Source organism: Streptomyces sp. NBC_01268, assembly GCF_036240795.1.
Classification (GTDB): domain Bacteria; phylum Actinomycetota; class Actinomycetes; order Streptomycetales; family Streptomycetaceae; genus Streptomyces.
The window spans coordinates 2,703,854-2,718,076 of record NZ_CP108454.1 but is presented as its reverse complement, the minus strand read 5'-3'; the positions used below and the strand labels follow the sequence as shown (position 1 = coordinate 2,718,076).

The 14,223-nt window shown below is 71.5% G+C and carries 10 protein-coding genes; 6 read left to right on the top strand and 4 right to left on the bottom strand.

Annotation, left to right across the window (positions count from 1 at the left end; translation table 11 throughout):
- Positions 1 to 62: 62 nt before the first annotated feature.
- A complete protein-coding gene (locus OG309_RS12005; RefSeq protein WP_329420422.1) occupies positions 63 to 1,499 on the bottom strand; it encodes an MFS transporter in 1,437 nt (478 codons plus the stop codon).
- A 101-nt stretch (positions 1,500 to 1,600) separates the two neighbouring features.
- Here OG309_RS12005 and OG309_RS12000 point away from each other — a divergent pair, with 101 nt between their 5' ends.
- A complete protein-coding gene (locus OG309_RS12000; RefSeq protein ID WP_329420421.1) occupies positions 1,601 to 2,554 on the top strand; it encodes an MmyB family transcriptional regulator in 954 nt (317 codons plus the stop codon).
- On the opposite strand, the gene OG309_RS11995 is transcribed toward OG309_RS12000, so the two are convergent.
- On the bottom strand, positions 2,524 to 4,020 hold the full coding sequence (locus OG309_RS11995) for an MFS transporter (protein ID WP_329420419.1): 1,497 nt from the start codon (positions 4,018 to 4,020) through the stop codon (positions 2,524 to 2,526). The two genes, OG309_RS12000 and OG309_RS11995, sit on opposite strands and share 31 nt — an antisense overlap.
- Before the next feature lie 52 nt (positions 4,021 to 4,072).
- Between OG309_RS11995 and dusB the strand changes: the two genes are divergently transcribed.
- The 3 genes from dusB to OG309_RS11980 all read left to right on the top strand — a co-directional run bounded on the left by dusB (position 4,073) and on the right by OG309_RS11980 (position 9,864).
- Positions 4,073 to 5,209, top strand: a complete 1,137-nt coding sequence (gene dusB, locus OG309_RS11990) for a tRNA dihydrouridine synthase DusB (protein ID WP_329420418.1) — start codon at positions 4,073 to 4,075, stop codon at positions 5,207 to 5,209.
- A gap of 367 nt (positions 5,210 to 5,576) precedes the next feature.
- Positions 5,577 to 8,288 carry a pyruvate, phosphate dikinase gene (ppdK, locus tag OG309_RS11985; protein WP_329428282.1) on the top strand — a complete coding sequence of 904 codons (2,712 nt, stop codon included), beginning with the start codon at positions 5,577 to 5,579 and terminating at the stop codon, positions 8,286 to 8,288.
- A 553-nt stretch (positions 8,289 to 8,841) separates the two neighbouring features.
- A complete protein-coding gene (locus OG309_RS11980) occupies positions 8,842 to 9,864 on the top strand; it encodes an ArsR/SmtB family transcription factor (protein WP_329420416.1) in 1,023 nt (340 codons plus the stop codon).
- Here OG309_RS11980 and OG309_RS11975 read toward each other — a convergent pair.
- Positions 9,834 to 10,991, bottom strand: coding sequence for a PhoX family protein (locus OG309_RS11975; protein WP_329420415.1), 1,158 nt, complete (start codon positions 10,989 to 10,991; stop codon positions 9,834 to 9,836). The genes OG309_RS11980 and OG309_RS11975 overlap by 31 nt on opposite strands.
- A gap of 234 nt (positions 10,992 to 11,225) precedes the next feature.
- On the opposite strand from OG309_RS11975, the gene OG309_RS11970 reads away from it, so the two are divergent.
- Both OG309_RS11970 and OG309_RS11965 read left to right on the top strand, forming a co-directional pair.
- Positions 11,226 to 12,815 carry a right-handed parallel beta-helix repeat-containing protein gene (locus OG309_RS11970; protein ID WP_329420413.1) on the top strand — a complete coding sequence of 530 codons (1,590 nt, stop codon included), beginning with the start codon at positions 11,226 to 11,228 and terminating at the stop codon, positions 12,813 to 12,815.
- A 133-nt stretch (positions 12,816 to 12,948) separates the two neighbouring features.
- The gene (locus OG309_RS11965) at positions 12,949 to 13,359 is read left to right on the top strand and encodes a VOC family protein (RefSeq protein ID WP_329420412.1); all 411 of its coding nucleotides are present in this window, start codon (positions 12,949 to 12,951) and stop codon (positions 13,357 to 13,359) included.
- A 54-nt stretch (positions 13,360 to 13,413) separates the two neighbouring features.
- Here OG309_RS11965 and OG309_RS11960 read toward each other — a convergent pair whose 3' ends face one another.
- Complete coding sequence (locus tag OG309_RS11960) at positions 13,414 to 14,190, bottom strand: SDR family NAD(P)-dependent oxidoreductase (RefSeq protein WP_329420411.1); 777 nt, start codon at positions 14,188 to 14,190, stop codon at positions 13,414 to 13,416.
- Positions 14,191 to 14,223: the final 33 nt, after the last annotated feature.

The window sequence follows — 14,223 nt, the reverse complement described above, 5'->3', positions numbered from 1 at the left end:
AATATCTGTCACTCCCACTTTCACTTTTCACTCCTCCGGGTCACCCTCGGCGCCCCGCCGGGTCACTTCACCGACCGGGGAAGGCGCAGGCTCAGCAGCAGCGTCAGCACCACCACGCCCAGCTGGACCAGCAGCGTCGTGGTCAGCGCCGTGCCCATCGCGGCCGGCGAGGAGGCCAGCGACAGGAAGAGCGAACCGAGCGTCGCCACGCCCAGCGCCATCGCCGACTGCTGGGTGGTCACCATGACCCCGCTGCCCACGCCCGCCTGCTCGCCCGGCACCTCCGAGAGCACCACCCGGAACAGCACCGGCAGCTGCAGCCCCTGGCCGAGACCCGCGACCGCCATGCCCGGCAGCAGGTCCGCCACCGAGAGCTCCGACCAGCCGTGCCCCACGGCCCAGGCGATCAGCGCGATCCCGGCCGCCTGGAACACCGCGCCCGCCGTCACGACCCGGGTGCCCCAGCGCCGCACCAGCCGCGGACCGGCCAGCGAGGCGGCGAAGAACGCCACCGCCATCGGCACCAGCGCCAGGCCCGAGGCCACCGCGCCCATCGCGAGCCCCTGCTGGAGCGCCACCGCGATCACGAACATGAAGCCGCTGAAGCCGCCCGACAGCGGCAGCACCACGGCCAGCCCCCGGCGCAGCGAGACCAGCTCGAGGAGGCTCGGCGGCACCAGCGGCGTCCGGCCCCGGTGGTCCGCCCGCCGCTCGACCCACCAGAACGCCCCGGCCGCGAAGGGGAAGGCGCCCAGTGCCAGCCAGGTCCACAGCGGCCAGCCCGCCGCCCGGCCCTCGGTCAGCGGGGCGAGCAGCGTCAGCAGGCTCAGCGCCAGCAGGAGCGTGCCCGGCACGTCCACCGGCGCCGGCCGGTCCGAGCGGGTCTCGGGCACCGAGCGGGCCGCGAGCAGCAGCCCGAGCAGCGCCACCGGCACGTTGACCAGGAAGATCGACCGCCAGCCGCTGCCGGCGACGTCGGCGGCGACCAGCACGCCGCCGAGGATCTGGCCGGCCACCATCGCGAGGCCCGCGGTCGCCCCGTACAGGCTCAGCGCCTTCGCGTGCCGGGCGCCCGACGTCGAGGAGTGAATGGTCGCGAGGACCTGCGGCAGCATCAGGGCCGCCGCGGCACCCTGTGCCACCCGCGCGCCGACCAGGGTCCAGGCGTCCGGGGCGAGCCCGCAGGCGAGCGAGGTCAGGCCGAAGGCGCCCATCCCGGCGAGGAAGAGCCGGCGGCGTCCGAAGAGGTCGCCGAGCCGCCCGCCGAGCACGAGCAGCACCGCGTACGACAGGCCGTAGCCCGCGACCACCAGTTCCAGGAGCGCCGGTCCGGCGGCGAGGTCGTGGTCGATGGTCGGCAGGGCGACGTTGACGATGAAGAAGTCGATCAGGGGCAGTGCCGCGCCCAGCAGCACGGTGAACAGGCCGAGCGTGCCGAGGACCGGCCGGGCGTGGTCGACGACCGCGGCGGTACGGGCTGGGGTGGATGTCGTAGTCACGCATCCGACGATCGGCCCTCGCTCAACCTGGTACCAGAGTCTCTTTATCCTGGTACAAGCACTACCTGGCAACGGGCTGAGCGCCCCGGCACCCTGGGAGCATGACGGTCATGACCTCCGCACCGGCGATCGGCACCTCCGGCGAGCCCGACATCCGCCGCCACGAGCTCGCCGGCTTCCTGCGCAGCCGCCGCGAGCGGATCAGCCCCGAACAGGTCGGCCTCCCGCGCGGGCGCCGCCGCCGCACCCCGGGGCTGCGCCGCGAGGAGGTCGCCCAGCTCTCCGCCGTCGGCGTCACCTGGTACACGTGGCTGGAGCAGGCGCGGCCCATCCAGGTCTCCCCCCAGGTCCTGGACGCCCTCGCCGGCGCCCTGCTGCTCGACCCCACCGAGCGCAACCACCTCTTCGCCCTCGCCGGACAGACCGACCCGCACCCCGAGACGCCCTGCCCGGCCGTCACGCCCGCGCTGCGCGGCCTCCTCGACCAGCTGGAGCCGGTCCCGGCCGCCGTGCAGAACAGCCGCTACGACTTCCTCGCCCACAACCGCACCTTCGGCCGGCTCTTCTGCGACCTGGACGCGCTGCCCCGCGAGGAGCGCAACAGCCTCTGGCTGGCGTTCACGAACGACGACTTCCGCGCCGCCGTCACCGACCTGCCCGAGGTCCTCGCCTCGCTGGCGGGCAAGCTGCGCGCCGCCATGGCCGAGCACCTCGCCGAACCCGCCTGGAAGGAGCTGCTGCACCGGCTCCGTACGGCCTCGCCGGAGTTCCGCGAGATCTGGGCGCGGCACGACGTCGTCGACCAGTCCGGACGGACCAAGCTCATCCACAACGCCCACGTCGGCCTGCTCAGGCTGGAGCACACCAACCTGTACCTCGGCCCCGCCGCCGGGCCGCGGCTCGTGACGTACGTCCCCGTCGACGAGGCGAGCCGGGCCGGGATCGAACGGCTCCGGGCGCTGATCCTCGCGGAGGAGGCGGCGCAGGAGAACGGGGAAGCCGGGGCTTCCGCCCCCGCCGTGCCTCAGGGCGAGGACGCCCTGGCCGTCGCCTGAACCCCGCCGCCCTCTTCTTCTTCCTCCTCCTCCGCCAGCCGTGCCGCCGTCCGCTCCGCCGTCCCGCGCGCCCACGCCCCGCTGGTCAGCGCCCCGGCGACGAGCACGCACAGGCCGCAGGCGGTGATGATCCAGTAGGCCGGCCGGCTCGCCGCCACGAAGCCGTCGAGATCGCCGGTGGCCGCCGCGTACGGGGAGGAGGCGAGCCCCGCGCTCAGCACCGCGCCCGCCACCGCGACCCCCAGGGTCTGGCCGGTCTGGCGGCTCGTGGACGCCACGGCCGCGGCCACCCCGGCCTGCGCGCGGGGCATCCCGGACACCGCCGTGTTCGTGATCGGCGCGTTCACCATGCCGAAGCCGATGCCGAAGACCACGTACCCGGTGAAGAGCAGCGGCGTGCTCGTCTCCGCGTCGAAGGCGGCGAACAGCAGGGAGCCCGCCGCCATCGCCGCCCCCGAGAGCAGCAGCGAGGGGCGCGGTCCGCGCGTCCCCACCAGGCGCCCCGACATCGGCGCGAAGACGAAGGTCATCGCCGCCATGGGCAGCATGAAGAGCCCCGCGTGCAGGGCCGAGAGGCCCCGGACGTCCTGGAGGTAGAGCGTGTTGAGGAAGAGGAAGCCGCCCAGCGCCGCGAAGGCGCCGACCGCCGTCACGGTGGCCCCGCTGAACGGCGCGCTGCGGAAGAAGCGCAGGTCGATCAGGGGTTCGCGGCGTCGCGGCTCGTAGACCAGGATCCCGGCCAGCGCGGCGGCCGCCACCCCCGCGAACAGCGGGCCGGCCTCGATGATCGCGTACGTGAGGGAGCCCAGCAGCAGCGCCACCAGGACCTGGCCCACCGGGTCCGGGCGCCGGGGGCGGGGCGCGCGGGACTCGGGGACGTACCGGAGGGTGAGGAGCAGCGCGGCCAGGCCGATGGGCAGGTTGACCCAGAAGATCGCCCGCCAGCCGACCGACCCGACGAGCAGGCCGCCCACCAGCGGGCCCGCCGCCAGGGAGATGCCGACGACCGCGCCCCAGACGCCGATGGCCCGCGCGCGCTCGGCCGGTTCCGTGAAGGTGTTGGTGATGATCGACATGGCGACCGGGTTGAGCATCGAGCCGCCCACCGCCTGCACCATCCGGCACGCGACCAGCGCCTCCAGGCTGGGCGCGAGCGAGCAGAGCAGCGAGCCGAGGACGAAGAGCACGAGTCCGGTGGTGAAGACCCGGCGTCGCCCGATCCGGTCGGCGGTGGAGCCGGAGAGCATCAGCAGCGAGGCGAGCACCAGGGTGTAGGCGTCGATGGTCCACTGCAGTCCGGAGACGGAGGCGTCCAGCTCGCGCCGCATGGAGGGGAGCGCCACGTTGAGGGCGGTGTTGTCCAGGCTGACGATCAGCAGGCTCAGGCAGCAGATGCCCAGGACCAGCAGCCGGCGGCGCCGGGGGAGGAGGGCGGCGGTGGGCCGCTGGGGTGTGAGCTCGGACATGTGCGGATAGTACGGCTGTCTAACGACCTCCGCGGTGCGCGACAATGGGCGGATGACCGCGTTCTCCCCCCTCGCCATCGGGCCGCACATCGTGCAGCCCCCGGTGGTGCTCGCGCCGATGGCCGGCATCACCAACGCCCCTTTCCGCACCCTCTGCCGTGAGTTCTCCGGAGGGAAGGGCCTCTTCGTGAGCGAGATGATCACGACGAGGGCGCTGGTCGAGCGCAATGAGAAGACCATGCAGCTCATCCGCTTCGACGAGACCGAGAAGCCGCGCTCGATCCAGCTGTACGGCGTCGACCCGGTGACCGTCGGCAAGGCCGTCCGCATGATCGTGGACGAGGACCTGGCGGACCACATCGACCTGAACTTCGGCTGCCCGGTGCCGAAGGTGACCCGCAAGGGCGGCGGCTCGGCCCTTCCCTACAAGCGGCCGCTGCTGCGGGCGATCCTGCACGAGGCCGTGACCAACGCGGGCGACCTGCCGGTCACGATGAAGATGCGCAAGGGCATCGACGACGACCACATCACCTTCCTGGACGCCGGGCGGATCGCCGTCGAGGAGGGCGTCACCGCGATCGCCCTGCACGGCAGGACCGCGGCGCAGCACTACGGCGGCACGGCCGACTGGGACGCGATCGCGCGGCTCAAGGAGCACGTGCCGGAGATCCCGGTGCTCGGCAACGGCGACATCTGGTCCGCCGACGACGCCCTGCGCATGATGCGCGAGACCGGCTGCGACGGCGTGGTCGTGGGCCGCGGCTGCCTCGGGCGCCCCTGGCTCTTCGGCGACCTGGTGGCCGGCTTCGAGGGGACCGGACAGTACGCGCAGCCGGGGCTGCGGGTGGTCGCGGACACGATGGTGCGGCACGCGCGCCTGCTCGGGGAGTGGCTGGGCGACGAGTCGCGCGGTGTCGTCGACTTCCGCAAGCACGTCGCCTGGTACCTGAAGGGCTTCTCGGTCGGTTCGGAGATGCGCAAGAAGCTGGCCATCACCTCGTCGCTGGACGAACTGAGCGCTCAGTTGAGCGAGCTCGACCTGGACCAGTCCTGGCCGGTGGGTGCGGACGGCCCGCGTGGGCGTACGTCCGGAAATGGGCGGGTTGTCCTGCCGGACGGCTGGCTGAAGGACCCGTACGACTGCGCCGGAGTGAGCGAGGACGCGGAGCTGGACACGTCCGGCGGGTGAGATGAGGCCGCGATTCGGGCCCTTCCTGGCGAGTGATTCTCGCCACCCTTGATAGGGGTAGTGCTCAGATGAGCATGTTACGGGCCCGTCTTCCGCTTGAAGGGTGGCACGGAGTGCCACCCTTTTTGTGTTCAAGAGTTGAACGCAGATGCTCCTTTGGGCGCTCACTTGAGCGGTCAAGCCCTGAAATGAGTCAACTCGACTTCGGGGTGTGAAAGCGGAAGCTACCGATCAGTTACTTTCGATGTGCTGGCGGACGGGTGGTTAAGACCGGATGACCGGTAGGCGTACCTCCCCAGAAGCCTTCGATCTGGGTATGTTCCTCGCCGTCAGGGCAGCCAACCGAGTCGTCGAGGAGTCGGGACCCGTGTCGGAAATTAATGATCAGAAGTTCGTGTACGACTTCACCGAGGGGAACAAGGACCTCAAGGACCTTCTCGGTGGCAAGGGCGCGAACCTGGCCGAGATGACCAACCTCGGTCTGCCGGTCCCCCCCGGCTTCACGATCACGACCGAGGCCTGCAAGGTCTACCTCGAGAGCGGCTCCGAGCCGGCCGAGCTCCGCGACGAGGTCAGCGCGCACCTCGACGCCCTGGAGAGCCGGATGGGCAAGAAGCTGGGCCAGGCGGACGACCCGCTGCTGGTCTCGGTCCGCTCCGGCGCCAAGTTCTCGATGCCGGGCATGATGGACACGGTCCTCAACATCGGCCTCTCCGACGTCTCCGTCGAGGGCCTCGCCCAGCAGGCCGACAACGCCCGCTTCGCCTGGGACTCGTACCGCCGTCTCATCCAGATGTTCGGCAAGACCGTCCTCGACGTGGACGGCGAGCTCTTCGAGGACGCCCTCGACGAGGCCAAGGCCGCGAAGAAGGTCACCAGCGACACCGACCTGGACGTCGCCGACCTCAAGCAGCTGGTCGAGCACTTCAAGAAGATCGTCAGGACCGCGACCGGCCGCGACTTCCCGCAGGACCCGCGCGAGCAGATGGACCTCGCCATCGAGGCCGTCTTCAACTCCTGGAACACCGACCGCGCGAAGCTGTACCGCCGCCAGGAGCGCATCCCGGGCGACCTCGGCACCGCCGTCAACGTCTGCTCGATGGTCTTCGGCAACCTCGGCCCCGACTCCGGCACCGGCGTCGCCTTCACCCGCGACCCCGCCTCCGGCCACGCCGGCGTCTACGGCGACTACCTGCAGAACGCACAGGGCGAGGACGTCGTCGCCGGCATCCGCAACACCGTGCCGCTCGCCGAGCTCGAGTCGATCGACAAGAAGTCGTACGACCAGCTCATGGAGATCATGAACACGCTGGAGACCCACTACAAGGATCTCTGCGACATCGAGTTCACCATCGAGCGCGGCCAGCTCTGGATGCTGCAGACCCGCGTCGGCAAGCGCACCGCCGGTGCCGCCTTCCGCATCGCCACCCAGCTCGTGGACCAGGGCCTGATCGACGAGGCCGAGGCGCTGCAGCGGGTCAACGGCGCCCAGCTCGCCCAGCTGATGTTCCCCAAGTTCGACGAGCACGCCAAGGTCGAGCAGATCGGGCGCGGCATCGCCGCCTCCCCGGGCGCGGCCGTCGGCAAGGCCGTCTTCGACTCGTACACGGCCGTCAAGTGGTCCCGCTCCGGCGAGAAGGTCATCCTCATCCGCCGTGAGACCAACCCGGACGACCTGGACGGCATGATCGCCGCCGAGGGCATCCTCACCTCCCGCGGCGGCAAGACCTCGCACGCCGCCGTCGTCGCCCGCGGCATGGGCAAGACCTGTGTCTGCGGTGCCGAGGAGCTCGAGGTCGACACCAAGCGCCGCCGGATGACCACCTCCTCCGGCGTGGTGATCGAGGAGGGCGACGTCGTCTCCATCGACGGCTCCACCGGCAAGGTGTACGCCGGCGAGGTGCCCGTCGTACCGTCCCCGGTGGTCGAGTACTTCGAGGGCCGCATGCACGCCGGCGCCGACGACGCCGACGAGCTGGTCCAGGCCGTCCACCGGATCATGGCCTACGCCGACCGCGTCCGCCGCCTGCGCGTCCGCGCCAACGCCGACAACGCCGAGGACGCCTCGCGCGCCCGCCGCTTCGGCGCCCAGGGCATCGGCCTGTGCCGCACCGAGCACATGTTCCTCGGTGAGCGCCGCCAGTACGTCGAGCGGCTCATCCTCGCCGACACCGACGAGGAGCGCGAGGAGTCGCTGAAGGCGCTGCTCCCGCTGCAGAAGCAGGACTTCATCGAGCTCTTCGAGGCGATGGACGGCCTGCCCGTCACCGTCCGGCTGCTCGACCCGCCGCTGCACGAGTTCCTGCCCGACATCACCGAGCTCTCGGTGCGCGTCGCCCTCGCCGAGGCCCGCAAGGAGCCGCACGAGAACGACCTGCGCCTGCTCCAGGCCGTGCACCGGCTGCACGAGCAGAACCCGATGCTGGGTCTGCGCGGCGTCCGCCTCGGCCTGGTCATCCCCGGCCTGTTCACCATGCAGGTCCGCGCCATCGCCGAGGCCGCCGCCCAGCGCATCGACGCCAAGGGCGACCCGCGCGTCGAGATCATGATCCCGCTCGTCGGCACCGTCCAGGAGCTGGAGCTGGTCCGCGAGGAGGCCGAGGAGGTCATCGCCGAGGTCCGTGCGCAGACCGGCGTCGACCTCAAGCTGGCCCTGGGCACCATGATCGAGCTGCCGCGCGCCGCGGTGACCGCCGGTCAGATCGCCGAGGCCGCCGAGTTCTTCTCCTTCGGCACCAACGACCTGACCCAGACGGTCTGGGGCTTCTCCCGCGACGACGTGGAGGCCAGCTTCTTCACCGCGTACCTGGAGAAGGGCATCTTCGGCGTCAGCCCCTTCGAGACCATCGACAAGGACGGCGTGGGCGCCCTGGTGCGCAGCGCCGTCGAGGCCGGCCGTGCCACCCGCCCCGACATCAAGCTGGGCGTCTGCGGCGAGCACGGCGGCGACCCGGAGTCGGTGCACTTCTTCCACGAGGTGGGCCTCGACTACGTCTCCTGCTCGCCCTTCCGGATCCCGGTGGCGCGCCTGGAGGCCGGCCGCGCGGCGGCCGAGGCGAAGGGCAGCGACAGCCGCTGACCCGCTGACCACCGGAGCCGCCGTCCGTCCCCGACCCTCAAGACCGATGGGCGGCGGCTCCGGTTCGCAAGAGGGACGGGGCGGACACCTTGTGCGGAGGTGTCCGCCCCGTCGTATTTCGTCCCAGGTGTGGTGTTACATGATCGTTGGGCAAATGTGAGTTCCTGTTCAAGTCCATGCGCGAATGCGAGGCATTGGATTATTGGACATTGAACGACAATGAGCGCTGTCGAACGACGTTCTAACGCCGTTGAACTTTCGCAAAGAATGAGACAGGCGCGACCTCCGGATCCCCACCCGGAGGCCGCGCCCATTTTTCATCGGGCAGGTGAGCCGCAACCTCGCCGACCGCCGCCGGACGAGACGAAGCCCCCCACGGTCTTCGCCACGTCACCTCGGTCCTGAAGGTTTCCTGCCCGACACGCACAGCTTTTCGGTTGACCTGTGTTCGCCGCGAGGCTTTTCAAGTGTGGCTGAAACACCCTGGTAACGTGCAGTGATGCTGTGCATACTCGTCGTCGGGGGTGGTTGCGAGTGCACAGGTGGGGGTTCCATGCTGCGGATTCATTTCAGCGGAAACGACTTGGCCGGGGTCCGGATGGCCGCCCGGCCGGACGTTCTCTGGGAAACGATTCTCAGTTTTCACCGTTTAAGGGACCGGCGCGGATCCATGGTCTTCCGCGAATGGCGGTCGGAAGCGCGTGTACGGCTGGGCGCCGAGACCCGGCTGCTCGCCGCGCTCGTTCCGGGCCGCGGCTATTTCCCCGACTTCCTGACTCCGCCGCAAGGCATCCTCGGAGTCGATGAGGCCCTCGACGCGATCCGCGCGACCCCGCCCGGCAGGATTCACGCCGAGGTCGCGCTGCTCGGCACCACCCGCGCCGGGCGCCCGGCCGTGCCGGCCGCGCTGCGGGCCCTCGCGGAGGGCGCGTCGGAGCCCCTCGGGCGGCTCGTCGCGGCCCTGCGCGGCTACCACCGGGCCGCCGTCGAACCGTACTGGTCGCACATCCAGGCCCGGGTGGAGACCGACCGGGCGCTGCGCGGACGGGCCCTGCTCGACGGGGGCGCGGAGGAACTCCTCGCCTCGCTGCCGCCGATGCTCCGCTGGCGCAGCCCCGTCCTGGAGGCCGACTACCCCGTCGAGCGGGACGTGCACCTCGACGGGCGCGGGCTGCTGCTGCAGCCGTCCTACTTCTGCCGCGGCACCCCGGTCGTGCTCCGCGACCCGGGCCTGCCGCCGGTGCTGGTCTATCCCGTCACCCACTGCGAGGCGCCGACCGTGCGCGAGCCGGGCCTGCCCTCGCTCGCCAAGCTCGTCGGGCACACCCGCTCGGCCGTCCTCAGCGCCATCGGCGACGGCGGCACCACCAGCGAACTGGCCCGCCGGGCGGGGGTCTCCCTCGCCTCCGCGAGCCAGCACGCGGGCGTGCTGCGCGAGGCCGGCCTGGTCGCCACGCTGCGCCACGGCAACGCGGTGCTGCACACCCTCACGCCCCTGGGCGCCGCCCTGCTCGGCGGCGCCCGGACCCCCCGTGAGACGCGTTGCTACGCCCGGAACGGGCCGGTCACCTCGTAGGTGATGCCGCCCGAGGAGCTGCCGCTGGTGCCGCGCTGGCTGGAGAAGTAGAGGCGCCGGCCGTCGGGGGAGAAGGCCGGTCCGGTGATCTCGGAGCCGGACTGGCCGCTGATCCGCAGGAAGGGCGTGACCACGTCGTCCGGCGTGATGAGGCAGATCTCCATGGTGCCGCCGTCCTCGGCGACGAACAGGTCGCCGGAGGCGGAGCCGGTGATGTTGTCGACGCCCGTGAGGGGCGCGCCGCCGCCCGTCACCAGCGAGTCGTCGTAGGCCAGCTCGTACGTCCCGGCGGCCAGGTTCACCTGCCAGACCCGGTTGTCGCCCTTGGTCGTGAACCAGACGGTGTCGTCGGCGTAGTGGCAGCCCTCGCCGCCGTTGAAGCGCTTGGCACCGGAGACCTGGCTGCGGGTGGTGGCCGGCGAGCCGTCCGGGTCGGGCACGTTCTGCCAGGTGAAGGTGCCGGAGGTCGCGGTGCCGGCCTTGAACACCTGCAGGGTGCCCGCGGACAGGTCGCCCCAGGTGGTGGGGACGAAGCGGTAGAAGCAGCCGTCGGTCTCGTCCTCGGTCAGATAGACCGCCTTGCGGACCGGGTCGGCGGCCGCCGCCTCGTGCTTGAACCGGCCCATGGCGTCGCGGCGGTAGCTGGTGCCGCCCCACGGGTTCGCCTCGTAGACGTAGCCCAGCGACACCTCCTCGCAGGACAGCCAGGTGTTCCACGGGGTCTTGCCGCCCGCGCAGTTCTGCCGGGTGCCGGACAGGACGCGGTAGGCGTCGGTGACGGTGCCCGAGGCGTCGAAGCGCACCGCGCTCGCGCCGCCGCCCGGGTTGATCTCCGAGTTCGAGACATAGATCCAGCCCGTCCCGTCGGCGAAGCAGGCGCCGCCGTCGGGAGCGCTGTGCCACGCGTACGAGGTGCCCGCGACCGCCTGGCCGGACCGGGCCACGACCCGGCTGGTGAAGCCGGCCGGCAGCAGGATGCCGTTCGCGTCGGCGGCGCCGAGCGCCCCGTACGGGCCGGGTCCGGGCTGGGCGGGCGCGGCGAAGGCCGCCCCGCGCCACAAGGTGCCGCCGAAGGCGGCGGCCGACGTACCGATGACCGCTCCACGCAGGAAACTGCGTCGCTCCACGTCCCACTCCTGATTCGAGGTGTGAACCGCCCCGTCGCACCGGTCGGCGACGGGGTCGCGCGCTTCCGGAACCTAGGAGGGCGGAATTGACTGGGCGTCAACGGGCGATGACGGGGGAGCGGCGGGCTGTCGGCGGAGCCCCTCCGGCGGAAGGGCCCGGGGTCTGACGTAGCCTCCTCCTCCGAAGATCGACACACCCGTCGGCACGAACATCGAAACAAGGGGGAGCCCAGCGTGGAACGTCGTTCGCTGATGCTGGCCATGGGCGGATTCGTCGGAGCGTGGGGCGGCGCCGCCGTCCTCGGCGCGACACCCGCCGCGGCGGTGACCGGCGGCGGGACCGTCGTCGACGTCACCGCCCCCGCCCACGGGGCCAAGGGCGACGGGACCACCGACGACACGGCCGCGTTCAAGAGCGCGCTCGCCGCCCTGAAGGCCGTCCAGGGCCCGGCGACCCTGCTGATACCGCCGGGCACCTACCCGATCGGGACCGGTCTCGTCGTCGGCGCCGGGACCACCGTCTCCGCGTACGGGGCCCGCATCGTGCGGACCGGGAACAACGGCGGTCTGCTGAAGAACTTCGACTCCGTCACGCCCGTGTACGGCTACCAGGGCGCGGGCTCGATCGCCGTCCTCGGCGGCACCTGGGACATGCGCGGCGGCGTCTTCAGCACCCAGAGCGACGCCATCGGCTTCGCCCACTGCGAGGGCGTCCTGGTCAAGGACTGCACCTTCGTCGACACCCCCTCCGCGCACGCCATCGAGCTGAACGCGGTCCGGAACGCGGCCGTCGTGAACTGCGTCTTCGACGGGCACCACCCCGGCGACGGGGCGAGCCTCACCACCAAGGAGGCCGTCCAGATCACCTGCGCCACCGAGGGCAACCTGCCCGCCCCCGCGTACGACGCCACGCCCTGCGAGGACATCCTCATCACCGGCTGCGTCCTGCGCCCCGGGACGACGACCGGGCCGTTCGGCGCGCTGTGCGGGGACCACTGGGGGGCCAAGGGCGTGGCCCACCGGCGGATCCGGGTCATCGGCAACACGGTCGAGAAGAGCGGTGCGTACGGCGTTCGGGTCGCCGACTGGCAGGACTCGGTCATCGCCGACAACACGATCCGCGGCACCGCCTCCCACGGCGTCTACCTCAACTCGCCCCAGGGCAACGCCCTCAGCGGCATCACCGTCACCGGCAACACCCTCAGCGGCATCGAGGGCGGTGGCGGCATCTCCGTCACCGTCCCCACCGGCGGCGCCCGCCACCGGTCCGTCACCCTCAGCGGCAACACGATCACCTCGGTCAAGGGCGAGGCCGGGATCTACGCCACGCAGACCGACGGCCTGACGATCAGCCGCAACACCGTCACCACCACCCTGCGCACCAGCCCCACCGGCAACTGCCAGGCCCTCCACGTCCAGAACTCCCCGAACGCGATCGTCGTCGGCAACAGCGTCTCCGACGTCCAGGGCGACGGCATCGGCGTGGACTCCGCCGCCACCGGCACCCTCGTCGCCGACAACACGGTCCTCACCACGACCGGCCACGGCATCAGCGCCGGCGTCAGCGGCATCACCGTCCGCGGCAACCGCGTCACCGGCGCCGCCGCCTACGCCGTCCGCGTCGGCGGGAACGCGGCCGGCGCCTTCGTCCAGGGCAACACCGTGAGCGCCCTCACCGGTGGCGCCTCCAGCGTCGCGATCGGCGTCATGGCGGGCTCCACCGACACCTGGCTGGTCGGCAACGACCTGACCGGACGGGGCGCCGGCGTGACCGCGATCGTGGACTCCGGGACGGCGACGACCTCCGTCCAGAACGCGGTCTGAGGCACGATCGGAAAGAACCTTCGGCGCGGCGATGAGTTTCGTCGCCGCGCCCGGTCTTCACTCTCGTAAGCACCCCTACGGAACGGACCCGTACGGAACGGACCCGTACGGAACGGAAGAGAGAGACGACACCATGGCTCAGATGATCTTCGTGAACCTGCCCGCCCGCGACCTCGACGCCACCAAGGCCTTCTGGGACAAGCTGGGCTTCTCCTTCAACCCCCAGTTCTCGGACGAGACGACGGGCTGTCTGGTGATCAGCGACACGATCTTCGCCATGCTGCTCGCCGAGGAGAAGTTCCGGACCTTCACCGCGCCGGGGAAGGACATCTCCGACGCGACGAAGAACACCGAGGTGCTGATCACCCTCAGCCGTGACTCCCGCGAGGCCGTCGACGAGCTGGCCGACGCGGCCCTCGCCGCCGGGGGCGGTGCGGCGAAGGAGCCGATGGACCACGGCTTCATGTACGGGCGTTCCTTCACCGACCTCGACGGGCACCACTGGGAGGTCTTCTGGATGGACCCGGCCGCCGTCCAGGGCTGAGCACCGAGGCGGTGCCCGGAGGTGGTCCGGGCGGGCCCCGGCCCGGCGGCGGTGTCAGGCGGAGACGCCGCCGTCGACGACCAGGTCCGCCCCGATCGTCGAACCGGCCGCGTCGGAGGCCAGGTGCAGCACCGCCGCCGCCACCTCCGCCGCCGAGGAGATCCGCCCCAGCGGCGACTCCTCCTTCATCCGCACCTCCCGCTCGGCCTCGGTCTCGCCCGGCCGCAGCGACATCGAGGACTCCGAGGCACCCGGGCTGACCGCGTTGATCCGGATGCCGTCGGCGACGTGGTCGAGCGCGGCGGCCCGGGTGAGCGCGGAGACCGCCGCCTTGGAGACCTGGTAGCCGAAGACGCCCGGGATGCGCACGTGGGGGCCCAGGTTCGAGGAGATGTTGACGATCGCCCCGCCGCCGTGGGCGCGCATGTGGGCGACCTCCGCCTGGAGCGCGTGCAGGACGCCGGTGACGTTGATGTCGAGGAGCGTGTGCCAGTCCTCCAAGGGGAAGTCGGCGGCCGAGTGACCGCCGCGGAAGACCCCCGCGTTGTTCACGGCGGCGTCGAGACCGCCGAAGGCCTCGACCGTCGCGCCCACCAGACGCCGCATGGACGCGGCGTCCGACACGTCGGCGGCGAAGGCTGCGGAGGTGCCGCCCGCCTCTTCGATCAGCGCCACCGTCTCGTCCAGGGTGGCGGTGCTGCGGCCCGCGACGGCGACCTTCGCGCCCTCGGCGGCGAAGGCGAGCGCGATGGCCCGGCCGAGGCCGGTGCCGCCGCCGGTGACGAGGACGGTGCGGCCGGAGAAGCGTGCGGAGAAGGGTGCGGACGTCATGGTCGACTCCTTGGTGGAAAGGTGCATTTGAGG

Excerpts from the sequence above, each read along its gene's own strand:
- OG309_RS12000 (WP_329420421.1), top strand. The coding sequence starts at position 1,601 with ATGACGGTCATGACCTCCGCACCGGCGATCGGCACCTCCGGCGAGCCC.
- OG309_RS11995 (WP_329420419.1), bottom strand. The coding sequence starts at position 4,020 with ATGTCCGAGCTCACACCCCAGCGGCCCACCGCCGCCCTCCTCCCCCGG.
- dusB (WP_329420418.1), top strand. The coding sequence starts at position 4,073 with ATGACCGCGTTCTCCCCCCTCGCCATCGGGCCGCACATCGTGCAGCCC.
- OG309_RS11980 (WP_329420416.1), top strand. The coding sequence starts at position 8,842 with ATGCTGCGGATTCATTTCAGCGGAAACGACTTGGCCGGGGTCCGGATG.
- OG309_RS11965 (WP_329420412.1), top strand. The coding sequence starts at position 12,949 with ATGGCTCAGATGATCTTCGTGAACCTGCCCGCCCGCGACCTCGACGCC.
- OG309_RS11960 (WP_329420411.1), bottom strand. The coding sequence starts at position 14,190 with ATGACGTCCGCACCCTTCTCCGCACGCTTCTCCGGCCGCACCGTCCTC.